Here is a 17,534-nt window from a genome sequence, read left to right as displayed (position 1 = left end):
TGCCCCGCGATTGTGATGGATCAGAGCTCGGCGGCCAGTCTCGACCCCTGGTTGATCGCACGCTTGGCATCCAGCTCTGCAGCCACGTCTGCGCCACCGATCAGGTGCACCGACTGCCCCGCGGCCAACAGCCCTTCGTGCAACTCGCGCAGCGGGTCTTGCCCTGCGCAGACGACGATATTGTCCACCGCCAGCAACTGCGGCTCGCCGTCACCGACGCGCACATGCAGGCCGGCATCGTCCACGCTCAGGTACTCGACGCTGTTGAGCATCTGCACCTGCTTGTTCTTCAGCCCCGTGCGGTGGATCCAGCCGGTGGTCTTGCCCAGGCCGTCACCGACCTTGGTTTTCTTGCGCTGCAGCAGGTACACCTGGCGCGCCGGGGCATGCGGCTCGGCCTTGATACCGGCCACGCCGCCACGGGCCTGCAGTTGGCCGTCGATGCCCCACTCCTTCCAGAACGCTTCGCGGTCCTGGCTGGTGGCCACACCCTTGTGCACCAGGTACTCGGACACATCGAAACCGATACCGCCGGCGCCGATCACCGCCACCCGCTCGCCCACCGGCTTGCGCTCCAGCAGCACGTCCAGGTAACTGAGCACCTTGGCGTTGTCTATGCCGGGGATGGCCGGGGTACGCGGTGCGATGCCGGTGGCCAGGATGATTTCGTCGAAACCGCCCTCGACCAGCGCCGCCACATCGACGCGGGTATCGAGCCGCAGGTCGACGCCGGTGCTCTTCACCTTGTTGCCAAAGTAGCGCAGGGTCTCGAAGAACTCCTCCTTGCCCGGCACACGCTTGGCCACATTGAACTGCCCGCCGATTTCGCTGGCGGCATCGAACAGGGTCACCTGGTGGCCACGCTCGGCAGCCACGGTGGCGGCAGCCAGGCCGGCAGGGCCGGCGCCGACCACGGCGATGCGCTTGACGTTGAGTACTGGCAAGTAGTTGAGTTCGGTCTCGTGGCACGCGCGCGGGTTGACCAGGCAACTGGTCAGCTTGCCGCCGAAGGTGTGGTCCAGGCAGGCCTGGTTGCAGCCGATGCAGGTGTTGATCTCGTCGCCGCGGCCTTGCGCGGCCTTGTTGACGAAGTCCGGGTCGGCCAGGAACGGCCGGGCCATCGACACCATGTCGGCGTCGCCTTCGGCCAGCACGGCCTCGGCCACCTCAGGAGTGTTGATGCGGTTGGTGGTGATCAGCGGAATGCTCACCGCGCCGCGCAGCTTGGCGGTGACCTTGCTGAATGCCGCGCGCGGCACTTTGGTGGCGATGGTCGGGATGCGCGCCTCGTGCCAACCGATACCGGTGTTGATCAGGGTGGCGCCGGCCTGCTCGATGGCCTTGGCCAGCAGCACGATCTCTTCCCAGTTGCTGCCGCCCTCGACCAGGTCGAGCATCGACAGGCGGAAGATGATGATGAAGTTCGGCCCGACCGCTTCGCGGACCCGGCGCACGATCTCCACCGCCAGGCGCATGCGGTTCTCGTAGCTACCGCCCCAGCGATCGCTGCGGTGGTTGGTGTGGGCCGCCAGGAACTGGTTGATGAAGTAGCCTTCCGAACCCATGATTTCGACGCCGTCATAGCCGGCGCGCTGGGCCAGGCTTGCACAGGTGACGAAGTCGGCGATCTGCTTCTCGATGCCCTCCTCGTCCAGCTCCTTGGGCTTGAACGGATTGATCGGCGCCTGGATGGCACTGGGCGCCACCTGCTTGGGGCTGTAGGCATAGCGGCCGGCGTGAAGGATCTGCAGGCAGATCTTGCCACCGGCTGCATGCACGGCCTCGGTGACGATCCGGTGCTTGTCGGCCTCGGCTTCGGTGCTCAGCTTGGCCGCGCCGGAATACACCCCACCCTCGTCGTTGGGGGCGATGCCGCCGGTAACCATCAGGCCGACGCCACCGCGGGCACGCTCGGCGAAGTAGGCCGCCATGCGCTCGAAGCCGCCTGGGCGCTCTTCGAGCCCGGTGTGCATCGAGCCCATCAGCGTACGGTTGCGCAAGGTGGTGAAGCCCAGGTCGAGTGGGGCCAGCAGGTGCGGATAGGGGGTGTTGGCCATGGATAAGCTCCACAGGTGGCGTGATCACGGAATGCGGGAACCTCGAAGGCGGGCCCCCGTCGTTTGTCTGAGGCCGACATTAAACAGGCGTTTGAATGCGCTCAATGATCGAAACTGACAACTTATTGATCCTGCTGCACAGCAGGCTTACCCTAACCTCCTCTTTCTCTACTGCGCTGAACCGCTCCATGCGAAAACTGCTAGCCGGCGCCCTGGCGCTGGTCATCATCGCCGGCCTTTGCGGCTACGGCTTCTGGACCCTGCAACGACCGGAAGGCCACTACCTGTCCGACCTGCGTATCGAGCTGGCGCTCAACCAGGGGGTACCGGGCGAGCGCGGCAATCTCCTGGGTGTGGAGCCGCTGCTGTATCCAGGCGATTACCAGAACCTTGCGCGCCTGCACCGCAAGCTGTCGGCGTACCTGCAACAGGCCCGCGATCAGGGCCTGGTGAATGCCCGTACCGTGGTGGTACTGCCCGAACATATCGGCACCTGGCTGTGGGCCCGTGGCGAAAAGAACGAGCTGTACCAGGCCACCCGCGACCGCGAGGCCTGGCAATGGCTGGAGTTGAGCAACCCGCTGCGCTACGGCCTGGCGATGCTGTCGGCCAGCGGCGACGACCGGCGCAGCGATGCGCGCCTGCGCATGAAGGCCGCGCAGATGGCCGCCGACTACCAGCAGCTGTTCGGCGGCCTGGCGCGGGAGTTCGGGGTCACCCTGGTGGCCGGTTCGATCGTCCTGCCCGCCCCTTACGTGAGGAACGGCGTGCTGCATGCCGGCAGCGGCCCGCTGTTCAACAGCAGCCTGGTGTTCGCCGCTGACGGCAGCGTGCTGGGGCAACCGCAATACCAGCGCTACCCGGACAGCGAAACCCGCCGCTACATCCACCATGGCCGCCAGCAGCCGCTGCAGGTGCTGCAGACGCCCGCCGGGCGCCTGGGCGTGCTGGTCGGCAGTGACAGCTGGTACCCGGACAACTACCGGCTGCTGGCCGGGCAATCGGTACAGTTGATCGCCAACCCGGTGTTCCTCAGTGGCAAGCAGCGCTGGCAACTGCCCTGGCGCGGCAACCGTCACCAGGCCGCGGCGGCCGAACTGCCGGTGCAGCGTGGCGAGGTCAGCGAGCAGGAGGCCTGGCAACGGCTGACCCAGGCGGCCAGCGACGGCGCCGCCAGCATGAGCGTGTTCCTGCGCGGGCAGTTCTGGGAGCAGAGCGGCGGCGGCCAGGGCTTTGCCAGCGAGGCCGGCACCTTGTGGGCGGGCAGCGCCAGCCAGGGCGCCCGCCTGCTCAACCTGTGGCTGTAACGGCATGCCCCGTCAGCGCGTGCGCCTGGGCGAGTTGTCGGTAGGCTTCGTCCAGCCCCTGGCCGAAGCGCTCGGCCAGCTCGGCCACGATCCGCAGCCACTGCTGCTGCGTTATGGGCTGGATAATCGGCGCCTGGCCGAACCCGGGGCGCGCCTGTCGATCCCGCGCTACATGCACCTGGGCCACGCCGCCATCGCCTTGAGCGCCGAGCCTGCCCTGGGTTTGCACATGGGCCACCTCAGCCGCCTGGCCCAGGCCGGGTTGGCCGGTGTCACCGCCGCCCAGGCGCCAACCCTCGGCGAGGCCGCACGTACGCTGCTGCGCTTCGAACCGCTGTATGCCGCCAACTACCGTGGCCAGTCGAGCTTTCATGAAGACCCGCAAGGCGCCTGGCTGCGCTTCTATTCCATCAGCCCGTACAACGCCTACAACCGCTTCGTGGTCGACTCGCTGCTCGGCGGCTGGCTGGCGCAGCTGTCAAGCCTGGCCGGCAGGCCGATCCAGGCCGAGCGGCTGGAGATCGAGTTCGAAGCGCCGGCTTATGCCGAGCAATACCAGCGCCTGTGCACCACCGTGCAGTTTGGCGCCGCGGCCAACCAGTTGCGCCTGAGCCAGGCCACCCTGGCCCTGGCCAACCCGCAACACTGTCCGAGCACCTGGCAGCACCTGTTGCAGCTGTGCGAAACGGAACTGGCCCAGCGCACCCGGGTACGCAGCCTGGGCGAACGCATCACCCACCTGCTGGGGCCGCTGCTCAACGGCGGCCGCGAACCGGATCTGGAAGAAGTGGCGCAGCACCTGCAGATGCCCACCTGGACCCTGCGGCGCAAACTCGCCGAAGAAGGCACGCGCTATCGCAACCTGCTCAACGACACGCGCCGCGACCTGGCCGAGACCTACATCCGTGACACGGAGCTGGCCTTCGGCGAAATCGCCTATCTGCTGGGGTTTGCATCGGCCGAAGCCTTCCAGCGCGCATTCAAGCGCTGGACGGGCGTAACGCCGGGGGAGTATCGCCGCCATCAGCGGCAGGTGGGTTAGGGTTTGTACGAAAAGTCGCCGAGCGGCGATCAGGCAAGGCGAAAACAGGCGAGGAAGCGGAGTTTGCTAATTGCAAATGAGCATTCCGAGCCTGTTTTCAACGCAGCATGATCGTCGCGCAGGCACTTTTCGTACAAAGCCTAGAGCTCGGTGGCGTCTTCCGCCGGCTCTGGCACATCCAGTTCATAAGCCTGGAATTCGAGCAATTCTTCCTGGTAGTCGTCCATCTGCCTGCTTCCTCGTTCTTCATTCATGGGTTCCACCGCCACCCTAAGCGCTTCGGATGACGGAACCATTACAGCCCCATGAACGGTAAACGTAGCAGGCCTGCAGGAAGTTAGCGACAGCTCACGGCGAAGCCGGTGCCGCCTCGCTCTGTACAGGCAGTTGCTGGGCCTGGATCGGGGCCGCCTCGACGGGCGGTGCAACCGGTTGCGAACCGTGGCTGTCATCCACAAGCGGGGCTGCTGGCGCTTCGTGAACGGGCACCGCGGCGGCCGGTTCAGGGGCAGCAGGCGCGCTGGCCTGGGCTGCGGCAGGCACGGCCACCGGGGCGCTCGCCGCCTGCGGCGCCACATCTGGCTGGGCGGGTGCCAGCGAGGTTGGCGCAGGCTCGGGCAGCCCCAAGGCCGGCGCTGGTTGCTCCACTTTCGGCGGCTCGGCAGGGGCATCGGCCTTCTTCACCTTTTTCGGCTTCGGCAGGTAGCCCTCCACCAAGGCGAAATAACGCTCGTAGAACTGTGGCGCGGCCACTGTCTCGCTGGCGACCTTGACCATCGAGTCGTCGCTGGAGCCGATCGGCATCGACACCGAGCCCAGCACCCCGACCCCCAGGCTGGCAGAGGTGTTGGATTTTTTCAGGGTGTAGCGGTCCTGCAGGGCGTTGGCGAACATGGTCGAACGCTGCTTGTCGCTCATGTCCGGCACGCAGGTGATGTTGAAGCTGATCTGCATGTGGTTTTCAGCGCTCTGCTGAAAGCTCTTGTTGCCGGCCACCTGGTTGGCATCGCTGCTAGTGATAATGTAGCCCTGGCTGAGCAGCGCACGCCGGGCGGCTTCGCAGGAGCCCGCTTCGCTGACTGGGAAACTGCGTGAGAAGGTGCCCGAGTCGTCGAAGTTCTCGTGCTCGTACACGGTAGCCTTCTTCGAGGAGCAACCGGATACGCCCGCCAGCACAAGGGCCAGCCCGAGCGCACCGTAGACGGATGATCTGGACATCGTGAATTCCGGGTAAATCGAACGGTGCCTATTGTGCAACACATCCACAAGCCACCGAAACCTTGAAAGGGCCAACATTGAGCAAGGTTCATGTAAAGGCGTGGACAACGCAGGCCGAAGCACCAGGAATCTTCCCACTGTTATTAGCGATTTTTCGTACGCCAGTCACAAGAACCTCCTAACCAGACAAGGAAATTCCCTCGCTAGACTTATTCGCCCGTTCGAATGCCCAAGGAAATCGCTGATGAAGAATCTGCCGGTCCGCCTGAAACTGTTGCTTAGCCTTACCCCACTGGTCTTGCTGGTGGCCGTGCTGGTCCTGACCGCAATCTTCACCCTCGGCACCCTGACCCATCGGGCTGAACGCCTGGTCTCGGTCAACTACATTCTCGACAGCCTCAACGACATCCGTGCCACACAGATGGCCTATGCGCTGAACGGTGAACGTGCAGAGCTGGAAAACCTGCACCAGGCCTACCGAAAAGTGAACGGGCTGATCGACGAGAACCTGACGCAGATGCCCTACCACCAGGCGCAGACCCATCTTGGCGCCACACGCAAGATCATGGGCAACTACATGAGCGACCTGCAGCACAGTCTCGCGGCGGGTAGCGAGACACTGGCCAGCGCCACGGGCAAACAGCTCACCACACAAGTGCTTGCGGCCATCGAACACATCAATCAGCTCATCACCCAGCAGAACCAGGTCAGTGCTGCCGAGCTCGGCCAACGCACGCGCCTCATGCTCGCCGTGTTCTGCGGCACACTGCTACTGGCCTGCCTGGTAGCCTGGTTGCTGATCCGGCAGATCTGCACTCCCCTGCAACAGGCCCTGGACATGGCCCGGCGCATTGGCGAAGGCGACCTGAGCGCCAGTGACCTTGGCCCACGCCGCGATGAGTTCGGCCAATTGCTCCAGGCCCTCGAGCGCAGCAGCGCCAATCTGCGCGGCATCCTGCGCCGGATCGGCCAGGCCAGCGGGCAGCTTTCACAGGCCTCGGCGGCCCTGGCTGGCGTGATCGAACGTACCAGCAGCGGCGCCGCCAGCCAGCAGAGCGAAACCCGTCAGGTGGCGGCGGCCATGAGCCAGATGGCCTGCGCCGTGCAGGAGGTGGCGCACAACAGTTCGCTGGCCAGCGAGGCGACCCGCCAGGCCACTGACAAGGCCGAACTCAGTCAGCAGGTGGTCTGCGATACCCAGCGCCAGGTTGCCCAGCTGGCCAGTGACATCAGCAGCAGCACCGAGGCCGTGCAACAGCTGTGCGCCTCTGCCGAGCAGATCAGCAGCATCATGACGGTTATCCGCTCGGTGGCCGAGCAGACCAACCTGCTGGCGCTTAACGCGGCCATCGAGGCCGCCCGCGCTGGCGAAGCCGGGCGCGGCTTCGCGGTGGTAGCCGACGAAGTGCGCGGTCTCGCCCTGCGTACCCAGCGCTCCACTGCCGAGATCGAAACGCTGGTCACCCGCCTGCAGGAAGGTGCCCGCCAGGCGGTGGAGTGCCTGCAAGGAAACCGCCGCGTGGCCAGCAGCACCGTTGCGCTTGCCAATCAGGCGAGCGAGGCCCTGCAGGTCATCACGACCAGCGTTGACGATATCCAGGGCATGAACCAGCAGATTGCAGCCAGTACCGAGCAGCAAAGCACGGCCGTGGTGAGCATTCGCCGCAATGTGGAGCGGGTGCGCGATGTCGCCGGCCACTCACTCGATGCCAGCCGGCAAATCGAGGAGGCGTCTATCGAACTTGAGCGGGTGGGCGGTGAGCTGAAAGGGTTGATCGGTAATTTCAGGCTCTGAGACAGGCAGCCTGCCAACCGCCAGAAACGAAAAAAGCGACCCGAAGGTCGCTTTTTTGTTGTTCCGAGCTGTTCAAGGGGCTCAGAACTGAAGATGGCGCAGCGGACGGGACTCGAACCCGCGACCCCCGGCGTGACAGGCCGGTATTCTAACCGACTGAACTACCGCTGCGTATCGCTCGGGCTTGCACCCGATTGAAACTGGGATCCAGGCTTTCCAGCGTTTGGACGCGAAAGCCAGGCACAAAAAAAGCGATGCGAGATCGCCTTTTTTGTTTTGCTTCGAACTGTTCAAGGAGTTCAAAACACAAGATGGCGCAGCGGACGGGACTCGAACCCGCGACCCCCGGCGTGACAGGCCGGTATTCTAACCGACTGAACTACCGCTGCGTATCGTTCAGGTTTTCACCTGATTGAAACTGGGATCAGCCTCAGGCATATTTGCCTTCGACTTCAGACCGGTGCCAGGCACCCATCTGTTACTGAAAAATGGCGCGGCGGACGGGACTCGAACCCGCGACCCCCGGCGTGACAGGCCGGTATTCTAACCGACTGAACTACCGCCGCGCAGTGTGGACTTGCGTCCTGTTCCTCTCTGACGTTCAGCTTCGTTAGAAGCTTCCTGTACCAGGAACATTCTCAGGAAGTGGTGGGTGATGACGGGATCGAACCGCCGACCCTCTGCTTGTAAGGCAGATGCTCTCCCGGCTGAGCTAATCACCCCCGCGATGTTGCTTGTTGCGTTTGCTTCGCTGAGGCCGCGAAATTTACGCAGGTACCGATGCTAAGTCAATAGCCCCATTGAATTTTTTTAAAAAAAGGGCAAAAAAGCGGTGCGTGGCCAGATGGGCATCCGGGCTGCCGCTGCCGGCCTCATCGCGGGGCAAGCCCGCGCCCACGGGACACAGGCAACAAAAAAGGGCCTCGCGGCCCTTTCTCTTGTATCTCAATAGCTTACAGCTCAGGTGTAGATCATCTTACGGGTCATGCCGCCATCGACCACGAATTCCTGGCCGGTGACGAACCCTGCCTGGCGCGACAGCAACCATGCCACCAAGGCCGCCACGTCCTCCACCGTCCCTACCCTGCCCGCCGGATGCTGGGCATGGTCGGCCTCAGTCAAGGGTTCGGCTCGACGCTGCGACGGGTCGCGGGCATCGATCCAGCCGGGGCTGACGGCATTGACGCGTATTTCCGGCCCCAGGCTCATCGCCAGGGCGTGGGTCAGTGCCATCAGCCCGCCTTTACTTGCCGCATAGGCTTCTGTATCCGGCTCGGACTGCCGGGCACGGGTAGAGGTCAGGTTGACGATGGCACCGCCATGGGCGCGCAGGTAGGGTGCGCAATGCTTGGCCAACAGCATCGGACCATTGAGGTTGACCGCCAGCACACGGTTCCACTGGCTGAGCGACAGGCTTTCCAGCGTCTGGTTGTGCGGATTGGCGATCGCCGCATTGCTCACCAGCGCATCCAGCCGGCCGAACTGCCCGAGCACTTCGGACACCCCGGCACTGACCTGGGCTTCGTCGGCGACATCCATGCTGATGAACCAGGCGTTGTCGCCCAGCGCCTTGGCCACCCGTGCGCCACGCTGGCGGTCCAGGTCACTGAGGACGACTTGCCAACCTTCGCAGATCAGCCAGGCGGCGATGCCCAGGCCGATGCCGCGCGCGGCACCGGTGACCAGGGCTACCCGGCCGTTATGGCCAGGCTCGCCACCCTTCCAGTCGATCACAGCGCCGCCAGGCCGCGGGCAAGATCGGCTTGCAGGTCGGCCACATCTTCCAGGCCGACGGCGACGCGGATCAGGCTGTCACGGATGCCCGCCGCTTCACGTTCCTGCGCCGACAAACGGCCGTGGGAAGTGGTGGCCGGGTGGGCAATGGTGGTCTTGCTGTCGCCCAGGTTGGTGGTGATCGAGATCACCCGAGTAGCATCGATGAAGCGCCAGGCGCCCTCTTTGCCACCCTTGACCTCGAAGCTGACCACCGCGCCGAAACCGCTCATCTGGCGCTTGGCCAGCTCATGCTGCGGATGGCTCGGCAGCCCGGCGTAGTGCACCTTCTCCACACCGTCCTGCTGTTCGAGCCACTCGGCCAGGCGCTGGGCACTCTCGCAATGGGCACGCATGCGCAGCTTGAGCGTCTCCAGGCCCTTGGTGAAGATCCAGGCATTGAACGGGCTGAGGGTCGGACCGGCGGTGCGCAGGAAGCCCACCACTTCTTTCATCTGTTCGCTGCGCCCGGCAACCACGCCGCCCATGCAACGGCCCTGGCCGTCGATGAACTTGGTGGCCGAATGGAACACGATGTCGGCGCCAAGCTTGAGCGGCTGCTGCAAGGCCGGGGTGCTGAAGCAGTTGTCCACCACCAGCATGGCACCACGGGCATGGGCGATCTCGGCCAGCGCGGTGATGTCCACCAGCTCGGCCAGCGGGTTGGACGGCGACTCGACGATCAACAGCTTGGTGTTGGCCTTGATGGCCTTCTCCCAACCGTTCAGATCGACCAGCGGCACATAGTCCACCTGCACGCCGAAGCGCTTGAAGTACTTCTCGAACAGGCTGATGGTCGAGCCGAACACGCTCTGCGACACCAGCACGTGGTCGCCGGCACTACACAGCGACATCACCACGGCGAGGATCGCCGCCATGCCGGTGGAAGTACCCACGGCCTGTTCGGCACCTTCCATTGCCGCCAGGCGCTCTTCGAAGGCGCGCACGGACGGGTTGGTGTAGCGCGAATAGACGTTGCCCGGCGTCTCGCCGGCGAAACGCGCGGCGGCGTCGGCGGCCGTGCGAAAGACATAGCTGGAGGTCAGGAACAGCGCTTCGCTGTGCTCGCCCTCCGGTGTGCGGTGCTGACCGGCGCGGACCGCCAGGGTGTCGAAACCGACACCCTCGAGGTCACTGTCCAGTCGCCCGGCATCCCATTGATCCGTCATGCCGTCGCTCCCAAAGTCAGTTGTTGTACAGGTCGATGATCGCGCTGACTGCCTGGGTCTTAACCTTGGCCAGGTCGTTGCGGGCCTGCTCGATGCGCTCGAGGTAGGCGTCGTCGATGTCGCCGGTGACGTACTCACCGTTGAACACCGCGCAATCGAAGTGCTCGATCTTGATCTTGCCGCCACCGACCGATTCGATCAGGTCCGGCAGGTCCTGGTAAATCAGCCAGTCGGCGCCGATCAACTCGGCCACCTGTTCGGTGGTGCGGTTGTGGGCGATCAGTTCGTGAGCGCTCGGCATGTCGATGCCGTAGACGTTGGGGTAGCGCACTGCGGGGGCCGCGGAGCAGAAGTAGACGTTCTTGGCGCCGGCTTCGCGGGCCATCTGGATGATCTGCTTGCAGGTGGTGCCGCGCACGATCGAGTCGTCCACCAGCATCACGTTCTTGCCGCGGAATTCCAGCTCGATGGCATTGAGCTTCTGGCGCACCGATTTCTTGCGCGCAGCCTGGCCGGGCATGATGAAGGTACGGCCGATGTAGCGGTTCTTGACGAAGCCTTCGCGGAACTTCACGCCCAGGTGGTTGGCCAGCTCCAGCGCGGCGGTGCGGCTGGTGTCCGGGATCGGGATGACCACGTCGATGTCATGGTCCGGGCGCTCGCGCTGGATCTTCTCGGCCAGCTTCTCGCCCATGCGCAGGCGCGCCTTGTACACCGAGACGCCGTCGATGATCGAGTCCGGGCGAGCCAGGTAGACGTGCTCGAAGATGCACGGCTGCAGCTTGGGGTTGTTCGCGCACTGCTGGGTGAACAGCTGGCCTTCTTCGGTGATGTACACCGCTTCGCCCGGCGCCAGGTCACGGATCAGGGTGAAGCCGAGCACGTCGAGCGCAACGCTTTCGGAGGCGATCATGTATTCGACGCCTTCGTCGGTGTGACGCTGGCCGAACACCACCGGACGGATGCCGTTGGGGTCACGGAAGCCGACGATGCCGTAGCCGGTGATCATCGCCACCACCGCGTAACCACCGACGCAGCGGCTGTGCACGTGGGAGACCGCGGCGAACACATCTTCCTGGGTAGGCTGCAGCTTGCCGCGCACCGCCAGTTCATGGGCGAACACGTTCAGCAGCACTTCGGAGTCGGAGTTGGTGTTGACGTGACGCAGGTCGGACTCGTAGATCTCCTTGGCCAACTGCTCGACGTTGGTCAGGTTGCCGTTGTGCGCCAGGGTGATGCCGTACGGCGAGTTGACATAGAACGGCTGGGCCTCGGCCGAGGTGGAGCTGCCGGCGGTCGGGTAACGCACGTGGCCGATACCGATGCTGCCGACCAGGCGCTGCATGTGGCGCTGCTGGAAGACGTCGCGCACCAGGCCATTATCCTTGCGCAGGAACAACCGGCCGTCATGGCTGGTCACGATACCGGCAGCGTCCTGGCCGCGGTGCTGGAGGACCGTAAGCGCGTCATACAGCGCCTGATTGACGTTCGACTTACCGACGATACCGACGATGCCACACATGCGACGCAACCCCTACTTTGATGAAACTTGAGTGAATAGCGCTCAGGGCTTTGCAGGCCCGAGCAACTGTTCCTTGAACGGAAGGTCAACGGGTGCGCTGACCCCACTGGACATCCACTGGCCGGTGAACCCGAGAATCAGGTTTTTCGACCAGTCGGCTACCAATAGAAATTGTGGTATCAGGCGAGATTCCTGCCACCACGGATCCTGTTGTACCGGCCCCAGGCTGAGCAGCCCGACAGCCACCACCACCAGCAAGGCCCCACGCGCGGCGCCGAAGGCCGTGCCGAGGAAGCGATCGGTACCGGACAACCCGGTCACGCGGATCAACTCGCCGATGAGGAAGTTGAGCATTGCCCCCACCAGCAAGGTGGCGACGAAAAGAATGGCGCAGCCGGCGATGGTGCGCATCGAGGGCGTCTGAATGTAGCTTTCGAGATAGACCGAGAGCGAGCCACCGAACATCCAGGCCAACGCCCCGGCGACAATCCAGATGACCAGAGACAAGGCTTCCTTGACGAAGCCGCGCTTGAGACTGATCAGTGAGGAAATGGCGATGATCGCGATGATCGCCCAATCAACCCAGGTAAATGCCACGGTGCTGCCTGCCGACGTTTGAGGCGGCGCATTTTACCAGAGCGGCGGGCTTGGGGTAAGCGGAATGTCAGGTGTTTGAAGGGCTGCAGGCTGACTCCAGGGACAGCTTTGCACCTTGCAATTCGGGCCGTGGCGCCTGACGAGGCCCTATCGCCGGCAAGCCGGCCCCCACAAGGATCACATGACCTTCAGGACTAATGCCATGCCTGTGGGAGCTGGCTTTCCAGCGATAAGGCCAGCACAGGCAACAGCAGACAGTTGCTCCCACAGGGATTGCACAACCCTCAATACCCGTGGGAGCGGCGGTGCGCCGCTGCGACCTGCCCCGCGATGGTTTCAGCCGCGCTCTGGCTGGAAGCGCACCAGAATCCCTTTGAGATTCTGCTGGCGATTGATCACGTCACGCACGCGCTCGGCCTCGGCGCGTTCGATCAATGGCCCCACATACACCCGGTTCATGCCACCGGCCGAACGGATGTAGGCGTTGTAGCCCTGGCTGCGCAGGGTGTTTTGCAGTTTTTCGGCACCGGCGCGGTTGGACAGGCTGGCCAGCTGGATCGACCAGCTCACCGGCAGGCCGTTAACGTCGATCTTGCCTGGCGCGGCCGGCTTGCTCGCCGCCGCCGCCGTGACTGCCGGAGCAGGTGCGGGCGCAGGTGCTGGACGGGTTTCGACCTTTGGCGTCGGCACCGGCGTCTGCGGCTTGGGTGCAGCAGCCACCTGGGCCTGAGGCGCTGGCGCGATGGGCTGGCTTGGCGTGGTCACTGGCGCCGTCGATTCATCGATCACCACCGGCGCTGGATCAGCCTGCTCCGGCAATGGCTGCGGCTCCGGCACCTGCACCGGCTCGACCTGCACCTGAGGCAGGCTCGGCATGGCTGGCGCCTGGGGCGCCTCGACACGCACCTGGCGCATCTCGTCCTCGCGGGTGAACAGCATCGGCAGGAAGATCACCGCCAGCGCCACCAGCACCAGCGCACCGACCATGCGCTGCTTCATCCCTTTATCCAGCACTGCCATCTACTCCATCCTCTGGGGCCTGCCGTTCAAGCCAGGCCAGGGCCTCGCCGACGCAGAAAAACGAACCGAACAGCAGGATCTGATCATCCGCCGTCGCCTGGGCGCACTGCCCTTCGAGGGCTGCATCGACGCTGGGGTGAGACTTCACTGTCGCACCGAGGTTCGTCAAGGCCTTGGCCAGTTCCTCAGCCGGGCGGCTGCGCGGCGTATCCAGCGGCGCCACTGCCCAATGCCCGACCAATCCCTGCAAAGGCGCGATCACACCCTGCAGATCCTTGTCGGCCAACAGCCCGAAAACCGCCAGACGCCGACCTTTCGGCGGGCGGGCTGCCAGGCGACGCGCCAAATACTCGGCCGCATGCGGGTTGTGGCCCACATCCAGCAGCAACTCTATGCGCTTGCCCTTGAATACCAGCGAGCGCCGATCCAGCCGGCCGGTGATACGGGTGTCCAGCAGCGCTTGCTTAACCAGCGCCTCATCCCACGGCAGGTCCATCAGCGCAAAAGCCTGCAGGGCCAGCGCTGCGTTCTCCATGGGCAGGTCGAGCAACGGCAGGTCGCGCAATTCAAGCTGCGTGCCGTCGGCCTTGCTGCCGCGCCAATGCCAGTAGTTGTCGGTACTGCCCAGGTCGAAGTCGCGCCCGCGCAGGAACAACGGGCAAGCCAACTCGCTCGCCTTGTCCAGCAAGGGTTGTGGCGGATCCAGGTCACCGCACAGGGCCGGTTTGCCCCGGCGGAAGATCCCGGCCTTCTCGAAGGCCACCAATTCGCGGGTGTCCCCCAGGTAGTCGACATGATCGACGCCGATGCTGGTGACCAGCGAAATGTCGGCATCCACCACATTGACCGTATCCAGCCGGCCGCCCAGGCCCACCTCGAGCACCACGGCATCCAGTTGCGACTGGCTGAACAGCCAGAACGCCGCCAGGGTACCCATCTCGAAATAGGTCAGCGAGGTATCGCCGCGCGCCGCCTCGACGGCGACAAAGGCTTCGCACAGTTGCTCATCGCTGGCTTCGACGCCATCGATGAGCACGCGTTCGTTGTAACGCAACAGGTGCGGCGAGCTGTAGACCCCGACCTTGAGCCCCTGGGCGCGCAGCAGCGAGGCCACGAAAGCACAGGTGGAGCCTTTGCCGTTGGTGCCGGTGACTGTCACCACGCGAGGCGCCAGCTTGCCCAACTGCAGGCGCGCCAGCACCTGCTGGGAACGCTCCAGGCCCATGTCGATGGCCGTAGGGTGCAACTGTTCGAGGTAGGCGAGCCACTCGCCCAGGTTGCGCTGGCTCATCACGCTACCGCAGCCGCCTCACGGGCTTCTGCCGGGGTTGCCTGGCCGGTCATCTGGGCCAGCAGGCGGGCCAGGCGCGGACGCAGCTCGTCACGGGAGATGATCAGGTCGATGGCGCCGTGCTCCAGCAGGAACTCGCTGCGCTGGAAGCCTTCCGGCAGTTTCTCGCGCACGGTCTGCTCGATGACCCGCGGGCCGGCGAAGCCGATCAGTGCCTTGGGCTCGCCGACGATCACGTCGCCGAGCATTGCCAGGCTGGCGGAAACACCACCATAGACCGGGTCGGTCAGCACCGAGATGAACGGGATGCCTTCTTCACGCAGGCGCGCCAGCACCGCCGAGGTCTTGGCCATCTGCATCAGCGAGATCAGCGCTTCCTGCATGCGCGCACCACCGGAGGCGGAGAAGCACACCATCGGGCAGCGGTTCTCCAGGGCGTAGTTGGCGGCGCGCACGAAGCGTTCGCCGACGATGGCACCCATCGAACCGCCCATGAAGGAGAATTCAAAGGCGCTGACCACGATCGGCATGCCCATCAGGGTACCGCTCATGGAGATCAGTGCGTCTTTCTCGCCGGTCTGCTTCTGGGCAGCGGTCAGGCGGTCCTTGTACTTCTTGCCGTCACGGAACTTCAGGCGGTCGACCGGCTCCAGGTCGGCACCCAGTTCGGCACGGCCGTCCTGGTCGAGGAAGATGTCGATGCGCGCACGTGCGCCGATGCGCATGTGGTGGTTGCACTTGGGGCAGACATCGAGGGTCTTTTCCAGCTCCGGACGGTAAAGCACGGCCTCGCAGGACGGGCACTTGTGCCACAGCCCTTCGGGCACCGAGCTCTTCTTCACCTCGGAACGCATGATCGAAGGGATCAGTTTGTCTACCAACCAGTTGCTCATGCTTTCTTTCTCCAGTAATGGCGGGCGGGAGGCGTTGCCTGCCCCACCCTGCCCTTGAGCTCAAATTCTGCTTTGAAACGACGATGAGCCGGCCATGACTGCGCCATGTACCGCCCCACCTCCAATAATTACGCCGATGGCCCGAGCCGCTGTATTGCAGGCGCGGCCTGGCAGCATCGGGCTGCGAAACCTATGGACGATGGCGCGCGGCCAGCCGTCACATCCGCCGTCATGCCTGGCGCACTGCCTGCATGAAGGCCTCGATCTTCACGGCATCCTTGATGCCCTTGGCTTGTTCCACGCCACCACTGACATCCACCGCGTACGGGCGCACCTGGCGGATGGCCTGGGCGACATTGTCGGCTGACAGGCCGCCAGCCAGGATGATCGGTTTGCTCAGGTGTTGCGGTATCAAAGACCAGTCGAACGCTTCGCCGGTTCCCCCCGGGATGCCGGGCACATAAGCGTCCAGCAGGATGCCGCGGGCGCCGGCGTAGTGCTTGCAGGCCGCCTCGAGGTCATCGCCGGGGCGTACACGCAGGGCTTTGATCCAAGGGCGATGGTAACCCTCGCAATCAGCCGGGCTTTCATCGCCGTGGAACTGTAGCAGGTCCAGTTGAACGACTTCGAGGATCTCGTTCAGCTCGCAACGCGAGGCATTGACGAACAGGCCCACGGTCGTCACGAAGGGCGGCAACGCCTCGACGATCGCCCGGGCCTTGCGCACGTCCACGGCCCGCGGGCTTTTTTCATAGAACACCAGGCCGATGGCATCGGCGCCGGCCTCGACAGCGGCGAGGGCGTCCTCGATGCGGGTAATCCCGCAGATCTTGCTGCGAACGTTGCTCATGGACAGCGAACCCTGAGTGATCGATGAAAGCGCCGATGGTAGCAAATGACCTTTGCCCCGTCAGTCCAGCAACGACTCGAAACCGGTGAGAAAGTGTGGGCCGATGTAACGCTGCGGCAGCGCGTACTCGGGCGGGTACTCCACCTTCACCAGGTACAGCCCATAAGGGTGCGCGGTAACCCCGGCCGCGCGGCGATCACGCCCCTCGAGCACCTCGCGGGCCCATTCCACCGGGCGCTCGCCGGTACCGATGGCCATCAGCACGCCGGCGATGTTGCGCACCATGTGATGGAGGAAGGCGGTGGCACGCACATCGATCACGATCATCTGGCCATGGCGGGTAACGCGCAGGTGATGGATGTGCTTGACCGGCGACTTGGCCTGGCACTGGCTGGCGCGAAAAGCGCTGAAGTCATGGGTGCCGAGCAGGTACTGCGCGGCTTCGGCCATGCGCGTGACATCCAGCGGCCGATGGTTCCAGGTCACTTCCTCGGCGAGGTGGGCCGGACGGATCGGGTCGTTGTAGATGACATAGCGGTAGCGCCGCGCGTTGGCTTTGAAGCGGGCATGGAAATCCGCAGGCATCGGCCTGGACCAGACCACGCTGATGTCGTGGGGCAGGTTGAAGTTGGTGCCCAGGGTCCAGGCGCGTTCGTCGCGCACGGCCTGGGTATCGAAATGCACGATCTGCCCGCAGCCATGCACCCCGGCGTCGGTGCGCCCGGCACAGATCACGCTGATCGGTTCGTTGGCCACCTTCGACAGCGCCTGCTCGAGCGCTTGCTGGACGCTGGGCACGCCACTGGCCTGGCGCTGCCAGCCGCGGTAGCGCGAACCTTTGTATTCCACGCCCAGGGCGATGCGGGTGAAGCCTTCGGCCGCCGATTCGGCGGCGGCGTTGTCGATGATGTCCAAGAACGTGAAACCTGATGATGAAACGAAAAGGCGGGCAGTATAGCGGTAAACCGCAGGGTGGCCGAAACGATCGCGGGGCAAGTCG

14 protein-coding genes, 4 tRNA genes and 1 pseudogene are annotated in these 17,534 nt (G+C 64.4%); 4 read left to right on the top strand and 15 right to left on the bottom strand.

What is annotated here, in order from left to right; genetic code table 11:
• Nucleotides 1-20: 20 nt before the first annotated feature.
• Nucleotides 21-2,057, bottom strand: a complete 2,037-nt coding sequence (locus DM373_RS23595) for an NADPH-dependent 2,4-dienoyl-CoA reductase (RefSeq protein ID WP_110995851.1) — start codon at nt 2,055-2,057, stop codon at nt 21-23.
• A 188-nt stretch (nt 2,058-2,245) separates the two neighbouring features.
• On the opposite strand from DM373_RS23595, the gene DM373_RS23590 reads away from it, so the two are divergent.
• Together DM373_RS23590 and DM373_RS23585 are read left to right on the top strand one after the other, a co-directional pair.
• The gene (locus tag DM373_RS23590) at nt 2,246-3,364 is read left to right on the top strand and encodes a nitrilase-related carbon-nitrogen hydrolase (RefSeq protein ID WP_110995850.1); all 1,119 of its coding nucleotides are present in this window, start codon (nt 2,246-2,248) and stop codon (nt 3,362-3,364) included.
• Between the two features lie 4 nt (nt 3,365-3,368).
• A complete protein-coding gene (locus DM373_RS23585) occupies nt 3,369-4,406 on the top strand; it encodes an AraC family transcriptional regulator (RefSeq protein WP_110995849.1) in 1,038 nt (345 codons plus the stop codon).
• A 348-nt stretch (nt 4,407-4,754) separates the two neighbouring features.
• Here DM373_RS23585 and DM373_RS23580 read toward each other — a convergent pair whose 3' ends face one another.
• Nucleotides 4,755-5,624, bottom strand: a complete 870-nt coding sequence (locus DM373_RS23580; protein WP_110995848.1) for a DUF2242 domain-containing protein — start codon at nt 5,622-5,624, stop codon at nt 4,755-4,757.
• Between the two features lie 244 nt (nt 5,625-5,868).
• Here DM373_RS23580 and DM373_RS29810 point away from each other — a divergent pair.
• A pseudogene (locus tag DM373_RS29810) lies at nt 5,869-6,561 on the top strand (HAMP domain-containing protein); the annotation flags it as partial.
• A 144-nt stretch (nt 6,562-6,705) separates the two neighbouring features.
• Nucleotides 6,706-7,419 carry a methyl-accepting chemotaxis protein gene (locus tag DM373_RS29805; protein ID WP_425272609.1) on the top strand — a complete coding sequence of 238 codons (714 nt, stop codon included), beginning with the start codon at nt 6,706-6,708 and terminating at the stop codon, nt 7,417-7,419.
• A gap of 94 nt (nt 7,420-7,513) precedes the next feature.
• Here DM373_RS29805 and DM373_RS23570 read toward each other — a convergent pair.
• The 13 genes from DM373_RS23570 to truA all read right to left on the bottom strand — a co-directional run bounded on the left by DM373_RS23570 (nt 7,514) and on the right by truA (nt 17,449).
• Nucleotides 7,514-7,590, bottom strand: a tRNA-Asp gene (locus DM373_RS23570).
• 141 nt (nt 7,591-7,731) lie between these two features.
• Nucleotides 7,732-7,808: transfer RNA gene (locus DM373_RS23565), tRNA-Asp, on the bottom strand.
• Between the two features lie 100 nt (nt 7,809-7,908).
• Nucleotides 7,909-7,985: transfer RNA gene (locus DM373_RS23560), tRNA-Asp, on the bottom strand.
• Between the two features lie 80 nt (nt 7,986-8,065).
• Nucleotides 8,066-8,141: transfer RNA gene (locus DM373_RS23555), tRNA-Val, on the bottom strand.
• Between the two features lie 238 nt (nt 8,142-8,379).
• Entirely contained in the window at nt 8,380-9,153 is a 774-nt protein-coding gene (locus DM373_RS23550) for an SDR family oxidoreductase (protein ID WP_110995846.1), read from the bottom strand.
• On the bottom strand, nt 9,150-10,361 hold the full coding sequence (locus DM373_RS23545; RefSeq protein ID WP_110995845.1) for an O-succinylhomoserine sulfhydrylase: 1,212 nt from the start codon (nt 10,359-10,361) through the stop codon (nt 9,150-9,152). The genes DM373_RS23550 and DM373_RS23545 overlap by 4 nt, the downstream gene beginning before the upstream one ends.
• Nucleotides 10,362-10,377: 16 nt before the next feature.
• Nucleotides 10,378-11,883 (bottom strand): amidophosphoribosyltransferase, encoded by a 1,506-nt coding sequence (gene purF / locus DM373_RS23540; protein WP_110995844.1) that lies wholly within the window; start codon nt 11,881-11,883, stop codon nt 10,378-10,380.
• A gap of 42 nt (nt 11,884-11,925) precedes the next feature.
• Nucleotides 11,926-12,480 carry a CvpA family protein gene (locus tag DM373_RS23535; RefSeq protein WP_110995843.1) on the bottom strand — a complete coding sequence of 185 codons (555 nt, stop codon included), beginning with the start codon at nt 12,478-12,480 and terminating at the stop codon, nt 11,926-11,928.
• 336 nt (nt 12,481-12,816) lie between these two features.
• Nucleotides 12,817-13,500: an SPOR domain-containing protein gene (locus DM373_RS23530; protein ID WP_110995842.1), complete on the bottom strand. Its 684-nt coding sequence runs from the start codon at nt 13,498-13,500 to the stop codon at nt 12,817-12,819.
• A complete protein-coding gene (folC, locus tag DM373_RS23525) occupies nt 13,484-14,791 on the bottom strand; it encodes a bifunctional tetrahydrofolate synthase/dihydrofolate synthase (protein ID WP_110995841.1) in 1,308 nt (435 codons plus the stop codon). The genes DM373_RS23530 and folC overlap by 17 nt, the downstream gene beginning before the upstream one ends.
• Nucleotides 14,791-15,684, bottom strand: coding sequence for an acetyl-CoA carboxylase, carboxyltransferase subunit beta (accD, locus tag DM373_RS23520; RefSeq protein ID WP_110995840.1), 894 nt, complete (start codon nt 15,682-15,684; stop codon nt 14,791-14,793). Before accD ends, folC begins: the two co-directional genes overlap by 1 nt.
• A gap of 229 nt (nt 15,685-15,913) precedes the next feature.
• Nucleotides 15,914-16,534, bottom strand: a complete 621-nt coding sequence (locus tag DM373_RS23515) for a phosphoribosylanthranilate isomerase (RefSeq protein WP_110995839.1) — start codon at nt 16,532-16,534, stop codon at nt 15,914-15,916.
• Nucleotides 16,535-16,594: 60 nt separating this feature from the next.
• Nucleotides 16,595-17,449 carry a tRNA pseudouridine(38-40) synthase TruA gene (gene truA, locus DM373_RS23510; protein ID WP_110995838.1) on the bottom strand — a complete coding sequence of 285 codons (855 nt, stop codon included), beginning with the start codon at nt 17,447-17,449 and terminating at the stop codon, nt 16,595-16,597.
• Between the last annotated feature and the right edge of the window lie 85 nt (nt 17,450-17,534).

This window comes from Pseudomonas sichuanensis, assembly GCF_003231305.1.
In the GTDB taxonomy this organism is placed as follows: domain Bacteria; phylum Pseudomonadota; class Gammaproteobacteria; order Pseudomonadales; family Pseudomonadaceae; genus Aquipseudomonas; species Aquipseudomonas sichuanensis.
The sequence above is the reverse complement of the archived record's forward strand: the minus strand, read 5'-3'. Positions and strand labels throughout refer to the sequence as shown.

Excerpts from the sequence above, each read along its gene's own strand:
- DM373_RS23595 (WP_110995851.1), bottom strand. The coding sequence starts at position 2,057 with ATGGCCAACACCCCCTATCCGCACCTGCTGGCCCCACTCGACCTGGGC.
- DM373_RS23590 (WP_110995850.1), top strand. The coding sequence starts at position 2,246 with ATGCGAAAACTGCTAGCCGGCGCCCTGGCGCTGGTCATCATCGCCGGC.
- DM373_RS23585 (WP_110995849.1), top strand. The coding sequence starts at position 3,369 with ATGCCCCGTCAGCGCGTGCGCCTGGGCGAGTTGTCGGTAGGCTTCGTC.
- DM373_RS23580 (WP_110995848.1), bottom strand. The coding sequence starts at position 5,624 with ATGTCCAGATCATCCGTCTACGGTGCGCTCGGGCTGGCCCTTGTGCTG.
- DM373_RS29805 (WP_425272609.1), top strand. The coding sequence starts at position 6,706 with ATGAGCCAGATGGCCTGCGCCGTGCAGGAGGTGGCGCACAACAGTTCG.
- DM373_RS23545 (WP_110995845.1), bottom strand. The coding sequence starts at position 10,361 with ATGACGGATCAATGGGATGCCGGGCGACTGGACAGTGACCTCGAGGGT.
- purF (WP_110995844.1), bottom strand. The coding sequence starts at position 11,883 with ATGTGTGGCATCGTCGGTATCGTCGGTAAGTCGAACGTCAATCAGGCG.
- DM373_RS23530 (WP_110995842.1), bottom strand. The coding sequence starts at position 13,500 with ATGGCAGTGCTGGATAAAGGGATGAAGCAGCGCATGGTCGGTGCGCTG.
- folC (WP_110995841.1), bottom strand. The coding sequence starts at position 14,791 with ATGAGCCAGCGCAACCTGGGCGAGTGGCTCGCCTACCTCGAACAGTTG.
- accD (WP_110995840.1), bottom strand. The coding sequence starts at position 15,684 with ATGAGCAACTGGTTGGTAGACAAACTGATCCCTTCGATCATGCGTTCC.
- DM373_RS23515 (WP_110995839.1), bottom strand. The coding sequence starts at position 16,534 with ATGAGCAACGTTCGCAGCAAGATCTGCGGGATTACCCGCATCGAGGAC.